At 66.8% G+C, this 15,939-nt stretch carries 14 protein-coding genes; 11 read left to right on the top strand and 3 right to left on the bottom strand.

Annotation, left to right across the window (positions count from 1 at the left end):
- Positions 1-5 precede the first annotated feature (5 nt).
- The 5 genes from VGK32_01420 to trxB all read left to right on the top strand — a co-directional run bounded on the left by VGK32_01420 (position 6) and on the right by trxB (position 6,817).
- The gene (locus VGK32_01420; GenBank protein HEY3380393.1) at positions 6-2,741 is read left to right on the top strand and encodes a TonB-dependent receptor; all 2,736 of its coding nucleotides are present in this window, start codon (positions 6-8) and stop codon (positions 2,739-2,741) included.
- 90 nt (positions 2,742-2,831) lie between these two features.
- On the top strand, positions 2,832-3,782 hold the full coding sequence (locus VGK32_01415) for an RluA family pseudouridine synthase (protein HEY3380392.1): 951 nt from the start codon (positions 2,832-2,834) through the stop codon (positions 3,780-3,782).
- A gap of 182 nt (positions 3,783-3,964) precedes the next feature.
- On the top strand, positions 3,965-5,428 hold the full coding sequence (gene glgA / locus VGK32_01410) for a glycogen synthase GlgA (protein HEY3380391.1): 1,464 nt from the start codon (positions 3,965-3,967) through the stop codon (positions 5,426-5,428).
- Between the two features lie 81 nt (positions 5,429-5,509).
- Positions 5,510-5,839: a thioredoxin gene (gene trxA, locus VGK32_01405; GenBank protein HEY3380390.1), complete on the top strand. Its 330-nt coding sequence runs from the start codon at positions 5,510-5,512 to the stop codon at positions 5,837-5,839.
- A 3-nt stretch (positions 5,840-5,842) separates the two neighbouring features.
- Positions 5,843-6,817: a thioredoxin-disulfide reductase gene (trxB, locus tag VGK32_01400; protein HEY3380389.1), complete on the top strand. Its 975-nt coding sequence runs from the start codon at positions 5,843-5,845 to the stop codon at positions 6,815-6,817.
- Positions 6,818-6,964: 147 nt separating this feature from the next.
- Here trxB and mnmA read toward each other — a convergent pair whose 3' ends face one another.
- Together mnmA and VGK32_01390 are read right to left on the bottom strand one after the other, a co-directional pair.
- Positions 6,965-8,071, bottom strand: coding sequence for a tRNA 2-thiouridine(34) synthase MnmA (gene mnmA / locus VGK32_01395; protein HEY3380388.1), 1,107 nt, complete (start codon positions 8,069-8,071; stop codon positions 6,965-6,967).
- A gap of 23 nt (positions 8,072-8,094) precedes the next feature.
- Entirely contained in the window at positions 8,095-9,270 is a 1,176-nt protein-coding gene (locus VGK32_01390; protein HEY3380387.1) for a cysteine desulfurase family protein, read from the bottom strand.
- A gap of 384 nt (positions 9,271-9,654) precedes the next feature.
- Between VGK32_01390 and VGK32_01385 the strand changes: the two genes are divergently transcribed.
- The 5 genes from VGK32_01385 (at position 9,655) to glpX (ending at position 13,970) form a co-directional block, all read left to right on the top strand.
- Positions 9,655-10,059: a polymer-forming cytoskeletal protein gene (locus VGK32_01385; GenBank protein ID HEY3380386.1), complete on the top strand. Its 405-nt coding sequence runs from the start codon at positions 9,655-9,657 to the stop codon at positions 10,057-10,059.
- Between the two features lie 162 nt (positions 10,060-10,221).
- Complete coding sequence (locus VGK32_01380; protein ID HEY3380385.1) at positions 10,222-10,836, top strand: class I SAM-dependent methyltransferase; 615 nt, start codon at positions 10,222-10,224, stop codon at positions 10,834-10,836.
- A 13-nt stretch (positions 10,837-10,849) separates the two neighbouring features.
- Positions 10,850-11,641: an SAM-dependent chlorinase/fluorinase gene (locus VGK32_01375; protein HEY3380384.1), complete on the top strand. Its 792-nt coding sequence runs from the start codon at positions 10,850-10,852 to the stop codon at positions 11,639-11,641.
- Between the two features lie 31 nt (positions 11,642-11,672).
- Positions 11,673-12,890 carry an acyl-CoA dehydrogenase family protein gene (locus VGK32_01370; GenBank protein HEY3380383.1) on the top strand — a complete coding sequence of 406 codons (1,218 nt, stop codon included), beginning with the start codon at positions 11,673-11,675 and terminating at the stop codon, positions 12,888-12,890.
- A 90-nt stretch (positions 12,891-12,980) separates the two neighbouring features.
- Positions 12,981-13,970 (top strand): class II fructose-bisphosphatase, encoded by a 990-nt coding sequence (glpX, locus tag VGK32_01365; GenBank protein HEY3380382.1) that lies wholly within the window; start codon positions 12,981-12,983, stop codon positions 13,968-13,970.
- A 10-nt stretch (positions 13,971-13,980) separates the two neighbouring features.
- Here glpX and VGK32_01360 read toward each other — a convergent pair whose 3' ends face one another.
- Positions 13,981-15,249: a cation:proton antiporter gene (locus VGK32_01360; protein HEY3380381.1), complete on the bottom strand. Its 1,269-nt coding sequence runs from the start codon at positions 15,247-15,249 to the stop codon at positions 13,981-13,983.
- Between the two features lie 47 nt (positions 15,250-15,296).
- Between VGK32_01360 and VGK32_01355 the strand changes: the two genes are divergently transcribed.
- Positions 15,297-15,932 (top strand): L-threonylcarbamoyladenylate synthase, encoded by a 636-nt coding sequence (locus VGK32_01355; GenBank protein ID HEY3380380.1) that lies wholly within the window; start codon positions 15,297-15,299, stop codon positions 15,930-15,932.
- Positions 15,933-15,939 lie beyond the last annotated feature (7 nt).

Raw genomic sequence — 15,939 nt, 5'->3', positions numbered from 1 at the left:
AGAGCATGAGACGCACAGTCATCTTCGCCCTCCTTGTCGCGCTCGTGGCCTTCGCCGGAGCTGCCAGTGCCCAGTCACTGACGGGCACGCTCGGCGGCAAGGTCACCGACCAACAGGGAGGCGTGCTGCCGGGCGTCACCGTGACGCTGACGGGCAAGACGGGCACTCAGACGCAGGTCACAGACTCGAAGGGTGAGTACCGCTTCATCGGCCTCACGCCTGGCAGTTACTCGGTGAAGGCCGAGTTGCAGGGCTTCAGGCCGAAGGAGCAGCAGAGCCTCGATGTCGGTGTCGGCAAGACGGTGGACGTACCGCTGCAAATGGGCGTGGGCGGGCTGTCCGAGACGGTTGATGTCGTGGCGAACGCCGTGACGATCGATACGACGTCGACGGCGACCGACACCAACATGTCGCAGGACATGCTGTTCAGCATGCCGCTGTCGCACAACAACCCGGCCGTCAGCATCCTCCAGTACTCGCCCGGCGTTAACGATGGTTCCGCGTTCGGCGGCGCGTCGGACGGGGCCAACTCGCTGATGCTCGACGGCGTGGACACGCGCGACCCGGAGGGCGGCACGGCCTGGGCGTTCTACAACTACAACATCATCGACGAGGTGCAGGTGGGCGGTCTCGGCCAGCCGGCCGAGTACGGCGGGTTCACCGGCACGGTGGTCAACACGATCACCAAGTCGGGCGGGAACCGGTTCTCCTCCCTGTCCGAGTACCGCTACACGTCCGACAGCCTGGCGGGCAACAACACCGATCCGGCGATCACGAAGCTCAACAAGAACCTCGGGACGCCGCCGGTGATCTTCAGCATGAAGGACTACACGGTCCAGTTGGGCGGGCCGCTGAAGAAGGACAAGATCTTCTTCTTCACGAGCATCCAGCGGTACTTCATCTCGCAGAAGGTCACCGGTCCGATCCGTCAGGAAGTGAGCCCGCGCTTCAACTTCAAGTTCACGTTCCAGCCGACGCCGAACGACAACATCGTCGGGTCGCTGCAGTACGATTCGTACAACCAGAAGGGCCGGACCGGTTACATCCCCGGCTACGCGGTGACGAGCAACAACCAGACGATCGACCAGGACTCGCCCGAGGTCATCTACAACGCGCAGTATCGCAAGGTGTTCAACGCGTCCACCTTCCTCGAGGCGAAGTTCACGGGCTGGTGGGGTTACTACGACCTGAATCCGGTCATCCAGGCGCCGGCGCATCTGGACGGCGAGACGGGCGCCTACTCCGGCGGTGCGGGCACCTACTCGCAGTACGACCGGACGCGCAACCAGTTGAACGCCGCGGTGTCGAAGTACGCGCAGCTCGCCGGGTCCCACAACTTCAAGTTCGGTGCGGAAATCGAGCGCAGCAGCATCCGCGACCGGTACCACTACGTCAGCCCGGGCGTGTATTACTACGACTACGGTGGCCAGCCCTACCTGGCGTACACCTACGGGTACGACCTGCAGGGCAAGAACAAGCGCGAGTCGTTCTACGCGCAGGACCAGTGGAAGCTCGGTCGCGTGACGGCGAATCTCGGCGTCCGCGTCGACCACATCACCGGTGAAGACTCGATCACGGGCAAGCAGCTCTACTCGACGCTGTCGGTCGGTCCGCGTGTCGGGTTCGCCTGGGACGTGACCGGCAAGGGCATGTCGGTGCTCAAGGGCTACTACGGCCAGCTGTACGACAGCGCGGTGTTCTCGTCGTGGAGCCGGGCAGCGTCGGGTATGGACGATCAGCTCACGTACGAGGTTGGCGGGACGGTGGCGAATCCGGTTCTCCGCAAGCCGCCCATCAACGTCGTGCCGGGCGCCTCGAAGTACTCGGTGGCCGACAACATCAAGCACCCGCGCGTGGATGAGATCAATTTCTCCTGGGAGCAGCAGATCGGCCGCGACTTCAAGTTCACCGCGACCGGAATCATGCGCGACTGGAAGAACTTCGTGAACTCCACGCTCGTCAACGGTTCGTGGACGCCGTTCACCTTCGCGAACCCGATGCCGGGAGGACCGGCGCTGACCCTCTACAAGTGGGCCAACCCGGGAACGCAGCAGTTCCTCATCCACAACACCGACTCCGTCACGTACAACCTCTCGAACGGGCAGACCGTCAGCGTCGACTCGAACCGCAAGTACCGAGGCATGATGCTGGTCCTGCAGCGGGCGATGCGGAACCGGTGGCAGGCGCAGATCTCCTATGTGCTGTCGAAGACGACCGGCCGGGTGGGCAACGGCACCTACGCGGGTATCTCGAGCGGCCAGTTCGAGACGCCGAACACGATCCTCGGGTACTACGACGGGCCAACGTCGTACGAGCGCCGTCACGAGGTGAAGATCTTTGGAGGCTACCAGATTCCGAAGGTCGAGGTGTCGCTGAACGGGTACTGGCGCTACCTGTCGGGCTATCCGTATGCGGCGTTTTCACGCATGCCGGGGAGCAGGTTCGCCTGGAGCGGCTCGCTGGACGTCAACCTGCAGCCGCGCGACAGCAACCTGAACGACTCGACGACAAACCTCGACCTGCGGGCCGAGAAGGTATTCGCGTTCGGCGTCCATCGCTTCGGTGTGTATGTCGATATTGCGAACGTGTTCAACCAGGGCGCCGTTCTCAGCCGCAACACGCGGTACCCGACCAGGTCGTTGACGGACGCGACGGGCCAGAGCTACAAGGTGGCCTTCGGTGATCCGTTGACGCTCCAGTCCGGGCGCCAGGCGACGCTCGGCTTCCGCTGGTCGTTCTAGCCTCTCCGTTTCGCGGTGCCACGGCGCATCGCGGTATCGGCCCCGGGAGCGTTCGGCTCCTGGGGCCGTTTTCTTGTACAGTCGTGTGCGATGAAAACGTGGACCGCCGACGCGAAGGCTGCCGGCACGCGCCTCGACGCCTGGCTGGCGGCGCGGCCCGAGATCGGGTCGCGCGGCAAGGCGCGTGACGCGATCGAGTGCGGGAAGATCTTCCTCAACGACAAGGAACTCGTGTTCACCGATGCGGGCCGACGTCTTTCGGCGGGCGACCGCGTGGGATTCTGGCCGGACCGGCCGGGCAGCTCACGGCCTCGCACCCGCGAGATCGTCGCGTCCCGCGAGGCCCTCGACCTCGTCTATGAGGACGACTCGCTGATCGTGGTCAACAAACCGCCAGGATGGCTGGTCGAGCCGCTGCCTGGCGAGGCCCGCGGAGAGGTGACGCTGCGCGACCTGCTGGCGGACCACCTGCGGTCCGCCTTGCGCGTGCGGCCGTACGTCGTGCATCGCATCGATCGGGACACGAGCGGGCTCGTGGTGTTCGCGTTGTCCCAGGACGTGCGCGAGGCCGTGAAGGCGCAGTTCGAGAGGCGAACGCCGGAACGGATCTACCTCGCGGTCGTGAACGGCCGCATCGAGCCGACCTCGGGCGTGTGGCGCGACAAGCTCGTGTGGGATGCCGAGCGCCTCGTCCAGAAACGGGCCCACGGTCAGGAGGAACGCGCGAAGGACGCCGAGGCGCGCTTTCGGGTGGTGGAGCAGTTTCGACACCAGGCGCTGATCGAGGTGTCGCTCGTGACCGGCAAGCGCAACCAGATCCGCGTGCAGGCCGGCTCGCGCGGCTACGCGCTCGTGGGCGAACGTGTCTACCGCTTCGGGCGGGCGCGCGACGAGAAGACCGAACCGGCATTCCCCCGTCAGGCGCTCCACGCCGCCCGGCTCGCGTTCCGCCACCCCGCCACCCGCCGGCGCGTGGAGTTCGCCGCCCCGCTGCCCAACGACCTCCGAGCCCTGATCGACCGGCTGCGCAAGCAGCGGTGATTTCTACCCACAGCTCGCAGAGCCCGTGGAGGCCCGGAAGAAGGTGGTCAGGGGGGAAGGCGGGGCACAGACGCGTGCAAGGCGTGTCTCTGCGATCCATGCGGCCTCTGCGTGAGAATGTCGCCTTCGTGGTCTATTCTCGAGCTGGCGTGTAAACTGGTCTGCGATCGAAACGAGGTGCCATGCCGCCACGAAACATCCTGATGATTGCGTCGGAGGCTGTCCCGTTCTCGAAGACCGGCGGCCTGGGTGATGTCGCCGGTGGGCTCCCGCTGGCGCTGGCGCGCCTCGGGCACCGCGTGGACCTGGTGGTGCCCCGCTACGCGGCGGGGGCGGGCGGTGAAGTCGTCGACCGGATCCCGTTGACCGTCGCTGGCCGGACGGTGGACACCGCATTCGTGGCGCACCAGCTCGCGGATGGAGCTCGCGCGGTCCTGATCGACTGTCCCGAACTCTACGACCGTCCGGATCTCTACGGTGTCGGGAACGAGGACTATCCCGACAACGCCACCCGGTTCGCGCTGCTCGCGCGGGCCGCGCTCGAGTTCGCCGCCAGGAGCGGTTTCCGCCCGCACGTCGTGCACGCCCACGACTGGCAGGCGGGCCTCGCACCCGTGTACCTCCGGACGCTCTTTGCCAACCACCCTGCACTCGGTGGCGTCGCGTCGGTGTTCACGATCCACAACCTCGCCTACCAGGGGCTGTTCCTGCCCGTTTGGATGCCGGCGCTCGGCCTGGCGTGGGAGCTGTTCGGGATCGACGGCCTCGAGTATTGGGGAAAGCTCAGCTTCCTGAAGGGCGGCATCAATTTCAGCGACGTCGTCACCACGGTCAGCCGGCGCTACGCCCGGGAGATCCAGACGCCGGAGTTCGGGTTTGGTTTCGACGGGATCCTGCGTCGTCGCAGCAAGCAGTTGTGCGGAATCCTGAACGGCATCGACGTGGAGGCATGGAATCCGGCGCGCGATCGGTTCCTTCCGTCGCCGTACGACCGGGACACGCTGGTGGGCAAACAGAAGTCGCGTCTGGCGCTGCTCGAGCGCTGCGGTCTGCCGGCGACGCCGGGCACGAGCAAGCGGCCGATTGTCGGGCTGGTATCGCGGATGGTCGATCAGAAGGGCTTCGACCTGCTGGCCGAGATAGCCGATTGCCTGCCCGAACTCGACGCCACCTTCGTGCTGCTCGGCAGCGGCGAGCCTCGCTACGAGGAACTTTGGCGATCGCTGGCGGCGCGCCACCCGGACCGGATTGCCGCCACCATCGGGTTCGACGAGTCGCTGGCGCACCTGATCGAAGCCGGGGCGGACATGTTCCTGATGCCGTCCCGCTTCGAACCCTGCGGTCTGAACCAGATGTACAGCTTGCGCTACGGGACGGTGCCGGTCGTGCGCGCAACCGGCGGCCTCGATGATACGATCGACAACTGGAACGCGAGAACGAACTCCGGCACGGGATTCAAGTTTCGTGACTACTCGGCAGAAGCCCTGCTGACGTGCCTGGAGAGGGCGCTGAGCGTGTTCAAGAAGCCGAAAGTGTGGCGGACGCTTCAGATGGCGGGCATGGCCCAGGACCATTCCTGGGACGTATCGGCCGCCGAGTACGTCAAAGTGTACGAGCGTGCGATCCGGGCCAGGAAACAGGACTGAAACCAGATCGAGCCGTCCTGAATCCAGTCAATAGACACGAAACCGAGCCGGCCGCGACGCGCGGTCCCAGAGGGAGCACCGATGGCATCCGATATCATCCAGACCGTCACCGATTCAACGTTCGAGCAGTCCGTCGTGAAGTCCGCCACGCCAGTCCTCATCGATTTCTGGGCGGAGTGGTGCATGCCGTGCAAGCGCATCGCTCCCACGGTGGATCAGCTGGCCAACGACTTTGCAGGCCGCCTCACGGTGGCGAAGATGAACGTGGACGAGAACTCGGAGGTGCCGATGCGCCTGGGCATCCGCGGCATCCCGACACTCATGATCTTCAAGGGCGGCGAGATGGTCGACACCATCGTCGGTGCCGTGGACAAGGACACCATCAAGAAGATGGTCGAACGCCACGTGTAATCTATGAACGAGCCTCGAAACGTCATCATTATCGGATCGGGACCGGCAGGATTGACGGCGGCGGTGTACTCGGCCCGTGCGAACCTGCGTCCGCTGCTCATCGAGGGCCGGGAGGCCGGCGGCCAGTTGATGATCACGACGACCGTCGAGAATTTCCCTGGGTTCAGCGACGGCATCATGGGGCCGGAACTCATGGGAGCGATGCGCGCGCAGGCCGAGCGGTTCGGCACCGAGATCATCGAGGGCCACGTCGAGTCGGTTGACTTCTCGAGACGACCCTTCACCGTGCGCACGACCGACGCGGCCTTCACCGCCCGTGCGGTCATCGTCGCCACCGGGGCGTCGGCCCGACTTCTCGGGCTGCCCTCGGAACGCCGGCTGATGGGACACGGTGTGTCCACGTGCGCGACCTGCGACGGGTTCTTCTTTCGCAACAAGGCGATAGCCGTTGTGGGCGGTGGCGATTCGGCGCTCGAGGAGGCGATCTTCCTCACGAAGTTCGCATCGCGCGTGACGTTGATCCATCGGCGCCACGAGTTGCGCGGCTCGAAGATCATGCGCGACAAGGCCGCCGCCAACCCGAAGATCGAGTTCCGGTGGAACTCGGTGGTGGAGGAGGTCAGGGACGTCGAGCAGGGGCGGATGACTGGCGTGGTGCTGCGTGACACGGTGACGGGCGACCGGAGCGAACTGCCGCTCGACGGCCTCTTTGTCGCCATCGGCCACACGCCGAATACGTCACTGTTCGTCGATCAGTTGGCGATGGACGCGAACGGTTATCTCCTCACCCACGAGGGCACGCACACCAGCGTGCCGGGCGTGTTCGCGTGCGGCGACGTTCAGGACCACGTCTATCGGCAAGCGATCACGGCCGCCGGTTCCGGCTGCATGGCCGCGCTCGACGCAGAGCACTTCATCGAGAACTTGCCGGAGGACGCGCAGGAGACTGGCGCAGCGGCGGCATCGGTCGGAAAGTAGGACGGACACCGGAGGTGGAGGCAGGGCAGTCGACGACAGTCCGTCCCGCCCTGCCTGCCGTCGTCCCTTTGTCCGCGTCATCCCGTTCTCGTCCTTCCGCCTTCATCCTTCCTGCTTCCTCTCTCTCCGTCCTTCCGCCTTCCTCCTTCATCCTTCCTCCTTCATCCTTCCTCCTTGTTGTGCCCCCCCCCCGTCGATCCATCCGCCTCCCAGCACCTCGTCCCCGTCGTAGAAGACCACCGCCTGGCCTGGCGTGATCGCGGGCTGAGGCGCGTCGAACTCGACGGCCGCGCGCGCGCCGTCGAGGGCGATGATCGAGGCGGGTGCGGCCGGGTGCCGGTAACGGATCTGCGCGGCCGCCTCCACCGGGGTCGACGGAGCAGTTCCGGACATCCAGCTCACACCAGACGCCGTCAGCCGTGTCCGCTCGAGATCGCGTTTCGGGCCGACCGTCACCGTTGCGCGCAACGCGTCGATGCCCGTGACGTAGAGCGGCGCGGGGGCCGCGATGCCCAATCCCTTCCGCTGGCCGATCGTGAAATGGTGGATGCCCTCGTGACGACCGAGCACCCGGCCGTTGGCGTCGACGATGTCGCCGCTGGCGATCGCGCCGGCCCGGCGCTCGACAACCGCCGCGTAGTCGTTGTTCGCGACGAAGCAGATCTCCTGACTGTCCTTCTTGTCGGCGACGCGCAAGCCGAATCCGCGTGCCAGTTCGCGCACGGCGTCCTTGCGCATGCCTCCCAGCGGAAAGATGGCGTGCGCCAGCTGCGCCTGCGTGAGAGAGAACAGAAAATAGGCCTGGTCCTTGGTCGGGTCCACTCCGCGCAGCAGCCGCCACAGCCCCGAGCCGGCATCCTGGACGACGCGCGCGTAGTGGCCGGTCGCCACGGACCGTGCGCCGAACGCCGCTGCCCGGTCCAGTAGTTCGGCGAACTTCAGCGCGCTGTTGCAGTGAGCGCAGGGGAGTGGCGTGCGCCCGGAGAGATACTCCGAGACGAAGTTCGAGATGACGGTCTGCTCGAACTGCTGCTCCAGGTTGACGATGTAGTGCGGGATGCCGAGCGTGGCCGCCACGCGGCGGGCATCGTGCAGGTCGTCGAGCGTGCAGCACGAGCCGAACGTCGTCTCGCCGTCGCGCTGGTCGTAGAGCTGCATCGACACACCGATGACCTCGTGGCCCTGCTGCTGCAGGAGCGCCGCGGCCACCGACGAGTCCACGCCGCCCGACATGGCGACGACGATGCGAGACATAAGGAAGTGCCAAGTGCGACGTGCTACGTGCGCCCAGCGCCGTCGCGCCGTCCGATCTGCCGCAGGCGTTCGACGACTCTCGGGACGATCTCGAGCGTGCGGCGAATCTCGTCCGCGGTCGTTGTCGGCCCGACACTGAAACGAATCGAGCTCTGGACCCGCCGGTGGGGCAGGCCCATCGCGCGCAGCACGTGCGACGGCTCGAGTGTTCCCGAGGAACACGCCGAGCCGGTCGAGACGGCGAGGCCGTCGAGGTCGAGCGCGATCAGCAGCGATTCCGCCTCGATTCCGTCGAACGCGATGTTGGTCGTATTCGGGACACGTGCTGCGCCCGCGCCGTTGACCTGTGTTCTCGGAACGTCGCGCAGGATGCCGGCCTCGAGGCTGTCCCGGAGCGCGGCCATCTGGCGCGCCGACTCGCGGCCATGCTCGTGGGCCAGGCGAGCCGCCACGCCGAATCCGACGAGTGCGGGCACGTCCTCCGTGCCGGCGCGCCGGTTCCGTTCCTGGCGCCCGCCCGTGACGGGGGAAAGGAGCTTCGTGCCGCGGCGTATCCACAAGGCGCCCGCGCCCTTGGGCCCGCCGAGCTTGTGCGCCGCGAGGGACAACAGGTCGATGCCAAGCGACCGAACGTTCACCGGGATCTTGCCGGCCGCCTGGACCGCGTCGGTGTGGAACAACGCGCCGTGCGCGTGCGCCACCCGGGCGAGGTCGGCCACGGGCTCGACGACGCCCGTCTCGTTGTTCGCCAGCATCACCGAGACGAGCGCCACATCGTCGGCGATCGCCGCCGACAGCGCGTCCACGGTCGCGAGGCCGTTCGCGTCAACCGGAAGGATCGTGACGGGGACGCCCCGGTGAGCCAGGGCCTTGGCCGTATTCAACACGGCCTCGTGCTCGACCGCGCTGACGATCAGGCGCGTCCGAGCCGATCCGGCAACCGCATCCATCACGCCGCGGACGGCCAGGTTGTCGGCCTCGGTCCCTCCCGACGTGAACACCACATCGCCAGGCTCCGCACCGACGAGGGTGGCGACGGCCGTTCGTGCCCCGTCCACGGCGGCCTTCGCTCGCTGGCCAAACGAGTGGATGCTGGAGGCATTGCCATATTCTTCGGCAAGGGTGTCCGCGACGGCTGCGACGACCTCCCGGGCCGGCGGTGTGGTGGCGTTCCAATCGAGGTAAATCCGGGTGGTCATGGGTCGCATCGGGCGGTCGGTCGGCGGCGGCGAACGGGCGCTCCGGCAGGCTCGGACGACAGTGATCCGGTCGAGATTCGAGCCCGTCTGCGATCATAGCATTCCCGCTAAACAACGGGAATAAAAGGGGACTAGACAATCCAAGATCCCGTCCCATATACTGGCCAAGCCTTTACTCCATCAGCACTCGATTGACTGCCGAGCCGGGCGCCCGTACGTCAATCAGGCAGGGCAGTTCGACCGGGAGGTCGGAGGTTTATCATGTGGAAGCGTGACGACAACGTGCGGCCCACCGGCGGCCGTGAAACGGCGGTTCCTGCAACGCCGCCAGTAACGCCCGGCGTGACGACCGCGCACGGGCCCGAGATTGAGAGCAGACGCCACATGGACACAAGAGACGTGGTGAACATCGGCAAGTCGGTCGTCATCAAGGGCGAGTTGAACGGCAGTGAGGACCTGACGGTCGAGGGACACGTCGAGGGGAAGATCGAGCTCAAGGAGCACGTGCTCACGATCGGTCCGCACGGCAGGATCAAGGCGTCGATCTTCGCCAAGGCCGTGGTCGTGCTGGGTGAGGTGTCGGGCGATATCAGCGCGAGCGAGAAAGTGGACATTCGCGACAATGGGTCGGTCGATGGCAACATCATCGCCCCCCGCGTCGCGATCGCGGAAGGAGCCCATTTCCGCGGCAGCGTGGACATGCAGCGGAAGGAAGCTGCGAAGCCGGCCGAGGCGAAACCGGAGCAGAAGCCGGTGCCGCCCGCGGTGCCGGCGGGCCCAAAGGCGTAGCGCGTCGATCCCGACAACCCCATAGGCAGCCCGGCACCCGTGGAATGCGGGGCCGGGCCTGCGCTGGTGCTCTCCAACAGAGGAACTCCTTTGTCCGGAACTGGGAAGGTCCCGGGGTTTCTGTCCCGTCTCGCCCCGCGCCGTGCCTCGGAAGAGGATCGGGTGGTGGGGGAGTCCCCGCGTGTCGAGCCGGAAACCGTCGTTGCCACCAAGGCCCTCAGGAAGCTCATCGCCTACCTGCGTTCGCGTCCCGCGCCGCGGCTGCTCGACCTCGGCCCCGTGGTGGGCTCGAACATCGAGTTCTTTGGCGAGCAGCTCGGGTGCAAGATCTACATCGAAGACGTGTTCGCCGACTACGATCGATTCCAGCGCGACCAGCGCGTTGGAGAGTTTCCGGACTTCCTCAAGTCGCGGTTTCCGCAGGAGGACCAGAGCATCGACGGGGTGCTCTGCTGGGATCTCTTCGACTTCCTCGATCACAGGGCGGCACTGGCCGTGGCGGAACAGTTGATGCGGGTGCTCGCGCCGAACGGGGCGCTCTTCGGTTTCTTCGCGACCGCGCACCCAACCGAGGCCCGGTTCACGAAGTTCATCGTGGCCGACGACTGCAATCTGCGCCACCGGCCGTACTCGACGCCGCGCATGCGGCAGCCGGTGCTGCAGAACCGGGACATCATCAGGCTGTTCGACCGGCTGAGGGTGTCGGATTCCTTCCTGTTGCACACGAACGTTCGGGAGATCCTCTTCCGGAAACCTGAGTACCTGTCGAAGACTTAGCGCGGACACGCCGATGCGTCCCATTGTCGCCCTGCTGACCGATTTCGGCGTTCGCGACCACTACGCGGGCACCATGAAGGGCGTCGTGCTCAGCATCTGCCCGGACGCCACGCTCGTCGACATCTCGCACGAGGTGCCCCCTCACGATGTGACGACGGCGGCGCTCGAACTCGCGGCCTCCTACAAGTACTTCCCCGCGGGCACGGTCTTCCTCATCGTCGTCGATCCTGGAGTCGGATCCAGCCGGCGACCGATCGCGGCTGAGGCCGGCGACTACCGGTTCGTCGCGCCGGACAACGGCGTCCTGTCCGCGGTGTTCAAGGAATCATCGCCGCGGCGGGTCGTGGAGCTGACCGAGCGGCGCTTCGCGAGACCGACGGTCAGTCACACGTTCGAGGGGCGTGATCGGTTTGCGCCTGCGGCGGCATGGCTCGCAAAAGGGACGGACCTGCGCGCGCTCGGGCGCAGCCTCACCGACTTCGTGCGCCTCGACATTCCCGATGCAGATCTGAGCGACGATCGGGTGTGCGGGGAAGTCCTGCGTATCGACCGGTTCGGCAACGCGATCACGAACATCGACCGGCGCATGTTCGACCGGCTCGGTCGGGCCGGCGAGAAGCTGGAGGTCCAGGCGGGCGACCACCTCGTCGCGCGCCTGGTGACGACGTACGCGGAGATCGCCCCCGCTGAGGTGTGCGGCCTGTTCGGGAGTTCGGACCGTCTGGAGATTGCCGCCAACAGCGCGAGTGCGGCCGGGATGCTCGGGCTCACGCGTGGCACGAAGGTGACGGTGCGGCGTTTGTAGCGCCGGCCTGCGGGCCGGCGGCGAGGACACGATGGATTTCGACCTCAACGAGGATCACCTCCTGCTGGAACGGTCGGTGCGCGAATGGGGTGCCCGCGAGGTGGCGCCGCGCATCCGCGACCTCGACCGTCAGCATCGCTTCGACCCCCTCATCTTGTCGCAGATGGCCGATCTCGGCCTGCTCGGCGTCTCGATCCCTGCGGAAGACGGCGGCAGCGGCACGGATTACATCAGCCTGGGGCTGGCCAGCGAAGAGCTGGAGTACGTCGACACGTCGCTGCGCGTCATCCTCTCGGTCCACGTGGGCCTGAACAGTCTCACGCTGCTGTCGTGGGGGACCGACGACCAGAAGCGCCGCTATCTCGTGCCCCAGGCGCAGGGGAAGAAGATCGCCACGTTCGGCCTGACCGAGCCGTCGGCCGGGAGTGACGCGCGCGGCATCCAGACGGTCGCCGTCAGGAAGGGGGATCGGTACATCCTCTCGGGCGAGAAGATGTGGATTTCGCTCGCGGACGTTGCGGACAACTTTCTGGTGTTCGCCTGGTCGGATCTCGAGAAGAAGAAGCGCCGCGACCCGTCGGGTATCAGCGCCTTCATCCTCGAACGCGGGTTCACGGGGTTCTCGAGCGGGACGTTGAAGGAGAAGTGGGGAATCCTCGCGGGAAACACCGGCTTCTTCAAGATGGACGATGTCGAGGTCCCCGAGGAGAACGTCGTGGGCCGTCCGGGCGACGGGTTCAAGGTCGCCATGTTCGCTCTTGACCAGGGCCGGTACACGGTGGCCGCTGGCGCCACGGGTCTCGTGCGCGCCTGTCGCGATGCGTCGGTGAAGTACGCGAAGGAGCGGACGACGTTTGGTGTGGAGATTGGCCAGCACCAACTGGTCAAGGAGATGATCGCGCAGATGGAGTCCGACTACCAGGCGGCCCGGCTGCTCTGGCTGCGCGCGGGCTGGCTGAAGAATCGCGGGCGCCGCAACACGCGCGAGACGAGCCTGGCGAAGTGGTTCGCCACGGTGGCCTCGGAGCGCGCGGCGGGCGACGCCGTGCAGGTCCACGGCGCCAACGGCTACTCCGACGAGTACCCGGTCGGGCGGTTCTACCGCAACTGCAAGGGTGCCGTGATCTACGAGGGCACGCGCGAGATTCACAAGCTGATGCAGGCCGACTACCTGCTCGGCTATCGAACCGATCGGCCGGCGCGGTGCGCGTTGCCGCCGTTCGACGCCGTCTCGGACACCGGTCAGTAGCCGGATGCCGAACGACCCGTTCTCCGTTCTCGGCTCAGGCCGGCTGCGCGCGAGCGGCCTGCTAGCCGCGCGTCGCAGCCGGGAGGTCATGTGGACTCCGATCTGTCGCTGGAATTTCTCCGTGTCGTCGAACGCGCCGCCATTGCCTGTGCGCAGACGATGGGACAGGGGGATCGTCCGAAAGCCGACCGCGTCGCGGTCGAGTCGATGCGTCTCGACATGGACCAGCTGTCGATCGACGGCACCGTTGTCATCGGCGAGGGCGAGCGCGACGAGGCGCCGATGCTCTACATCGGCGAGCGTGTCGGCCAGGCCCACCTCAATCCCGGCGAGCACCGCCATTACCCGTCGGTCGATATCGCGGTTGACCCGCTCGAAGGCACGAACCTGTGCGCGTTGGGGATGCCGGGCGCGATCTCGGTACTCGCCGCGTCGGGCCCCGGCGGCCTGCTGCACGCGCCCGACCTCTTCATGGAGAAGCTGATCGTCGGCCCGCGGTCGAAGGATGCCGTCGATCTGGACGCACCCGTCGCCGACAATCTCGCGGCGATCGCGAAGTGCCTCGACCGCGGGGTGGACGATCTGGTCATCGTCGTGATGGACCGGCCCCGCCACGAGAAGCTGATCGACGACATACGTCGGGCCGGCGCCCGGATCCGCCTGATCACGGATGGCGACCTGTCGGCCGGGATCGCCGCCGCCGTGGTCGGGAGCGGCGTCCACGCGGTGATGGGCATCGGCGGCGCGCCGGAAGGCGTGCTGACGGCGGCCGCGATGCGTTGTCTGAACGGCGAGATCCTGGGTCGCCTCGTGATCCGCAAACCTGAAGACGAGCGCCGCTGCCACGAGATGGGAATCAGCGACGTGAAGCGGGTCTATCGGTCGCGCGACATGGCGTGTGGCGAGAGCATCATCTTCGCCGCCACGGGCGTGACCGACGGCACGATGATGAAGGGCGTCCGGTTCTTCGGCGACGGCGTCCGGACCAGCTCGCTGGTGATGCAGACGCGTCCCCACCTCATTCGGTTCATCGACAGCATCTACGTGGAGGATGGACAGGACGTCCGGATCCGCTTCTGATGTCTGGTGGTCATGCGCCCGGCTCGGGCGGGCCCGCGATCGATTCTTCGACGAAGCCGGTGTCCGGGCGGATGCCGCGCGGGAAGGTGGCGCGGAGGAGCGGCGGCGTCACCATCGTGGTGGCGAGCACCATGATGACCGAGGCCGAGAAGACATCGTGGCCGATGATGCCGTGGACCAGGCCGTAGCTGGCGATGATGAGGCCCACTTCGCCTCGGGAGATCATTCCCGCGCCGACCCGGACCGACTCTCTGCCGGTGAAGCCCAGCATCCGCGCCGCCCCGCCACAGCCCACCGCCTTGGCCACGATGGCCACCAATACGATCGCAAGGGTGAAGAGCACGTGCCCGCCCAGTTCGCGGCCGTTCGCCTGCAGGCCGATGCCGACAAAGAAGACGGGCACGAGCATCGAGTAGGTCAGAGGGTGAATGCCGGCGTCGATCCTGGACTTGAACGACGTCTGGCCGAACCCCACGCCTGCCAGGTAGGCGCCGGTGATCGCGGCGACGCCGCCCACGTATTCCGCGGCCCAGGCGTAGCCGAACGTGATCGCGAGCACCGCAGCGAGCAGCCCCTGGCTGACGCCCAGTCGCTCCGCCCAGCGCCCGACCGACGGTAGCAGGCGGGCCGCGACGAACGCCAGCACGAAGAAGGCGGCCATGCGGGCCACGATGAAGGTGAGCGTGAGGTAGTCGATCGAGCCGACAGACCGCGCGAACGCGACCACCAGCGAGAGCAGGATGATTCCCATCACGTCGTCGATGACCGCCGCGCCAAGTATCGTCGCCCCCTCGCGGGACCGGAGGGCACCCAGTTCCATGAGGGTCTGTGCGGAGATGCTCACGCTCGTGGCGGTCAGGATTGTTCCGATGAAGAGGCCTTCCCAGAAGAACGGGAGACCGAATGCGGATGCCACAGCCGCACCGCCGGCCAGCGGCAGGACGACGCCTCCGGCCGCCGTCCAGAACGCGATGCGTCCCACGCGGCGCATCTCGGCCACGTCGGTTTCCAAGCCCGCCACGAACATCAACAGGATGACGCCGAGTTCCGACAGATCGCCGAGGAACGGCTTCAGGTCCGTTCCGTGGCCGCCGCCAGGCACGGCGATCGCGAACACGGGCCAGGTCAGCATGTTCAGCACGGTCGGGCCGAGCACGAGGCCAACGAAGATCTCCCCGAATACGGCGGGCTGGCCGAGCCTGGTGCTGGCCGCCGCCGCCAGCTTGGCGGAGGCGATGATGACAATCAGAAGCAACAGCAACTGTGGCAGGTGGCTCATCGTCGTTGATGCTCATCTTACTGGAGAACCGGCGGGTTGATGATAGAGTGGACACCGTGGAGCGTTGGCGGCTGGATCCCGTGAATCCCGACCCGGCGGTCCTGCGGCGCGCGGCCGACGTCGTGCGCCGCGAGGGCCTGGTGGCCTTTCCAACCGACACGCTGTATGGGTTGGCCGCGGACCCATGGAGCGAAGCGGCGGTGGCGCGCCTCTTCGCGGTGAAAGGGCGCGACGCGACCCGGGCGCTGCCGGTGATCGCTGCCGACGCGGAGCAGATCGAACGATGCATCGCCGGTCTGCCGCGGGCCGCCCGGCGCCTGGCAGCCAGATTCTGGCCCGGCCCCCTGACCCTCGTCATCGACGCGTCACCCGGCTTGGCGGCGGCGGTGTATGGTGAGGCCCGAACGGTGGCCGTGAGGGTTCCCGACCATGCGGTGGCGCGCGGCCTGGCCGCCGCGGTCGGCCGGCCGATCACGTCCACGAGCGCGAATCGATCGGGTGACGAGCCGGCGGCGTCTCCCGACGACGTCGCGGTGGCCCTCGGAGCCGATGTGGACGGGCTCCTGGACGCCGGCCCGACGCCCGGCGGCCTGCCGTCGACGATCGTGGATGCGCGGACCGACACGCCGCGCCTGGTGCGATCGGGGGCCATCGCCTTCAGCCTGATCCTGGACGTGTTGTGAGTCAATC

The sequence above is a fragment of the Vicinamibacterales bacterium genome, from assembly GCA_036504215.1.
Taxonomy (GTDB): Bacteria; Acidobacteriota; Vicinamibacteria; order Vicinamibacterales; family Fen-181; genus FEN-299.
Note: the sequence above shows the minus strand (reverse complement) of the source record. Positions and strands in the feature narration are given on the sequence as shown.

Bases quoted from the DNA above. Each gene is read 5' to 3' on its own strand.
- VGK32_01385 (HEY3380386.1), top strand. From the start codon at position 9,655: ATGGACACAAGAGACGTGGTGAACATCGGCAAGTCGGTCGTCATCAAG.
- VGK32_01370 (HEY3380383.1), top strand. From the start codon at position 11,673: ATGGATTTCGACCTCAACGAGGATCACCTCCTGCTGGAACGGTCGGTG.
- trxB (HEY3380389.1), top strand. From the start codon at position 5,843: ATGAACGAGCCTCGAAACGTCATCATTATCGGATCGGGACCGGCAGGA.
- trxA (HEY3380390.1), top strand. From the start codon at position 5,510: ATGGCATCCGATATCATCCAGACCGTCACCGATTCAACGTTCGAGCAG.
- VGK32_01420 (HEY3380393.1), top strand. From the start codon at position 6: ATGAGACGCACAGTCATCTTCGCCCTCCTTGTCGCGCTCGTGGCCTTC.
- glgA (HEY3380391.1), top strand. From the start codon at position 3,965: ATGCCGCCACGAAACATCCTGATGATTGCGTCGGAGGCTGTCCCGTTC.
- VGK32_01375 (HEY3380384.1), top strand. From the start codon at position 10,850: ATGCGTCCCATTGTCGCCCTGCTGACCGATTTCGGCGTTCGCGACCAC.
- VGK32_01415 (HEY3380392.1), top strand. From the start codon at position 2,832: ATGAAAACGTGGACCGCCGACGCGAAGGCTGCCGGCACGCGCCTCGAC.
- VGK32_01390 (HEY3380387.1), bottom strand. From the start codon at position 9,270: ATGACCACCCGGATTTACCTCGATTGGAACGCCACCACACCGCCGGCC.
- mnmA (HEY3380388.1), bottom strand. From the start codon at position 8,071: ATGTCTCGCATCGTCGTCGCCATGTCGGGCGGCGTGGACTCGTCGGTG.
- VGK32_01360 (HEY3380381.1), bottom strand. From the start codon at position 15,249: ATGAGCCACCTGCCACAGTTGCTGTTGCTTCTGATTGTCATCATCGCC.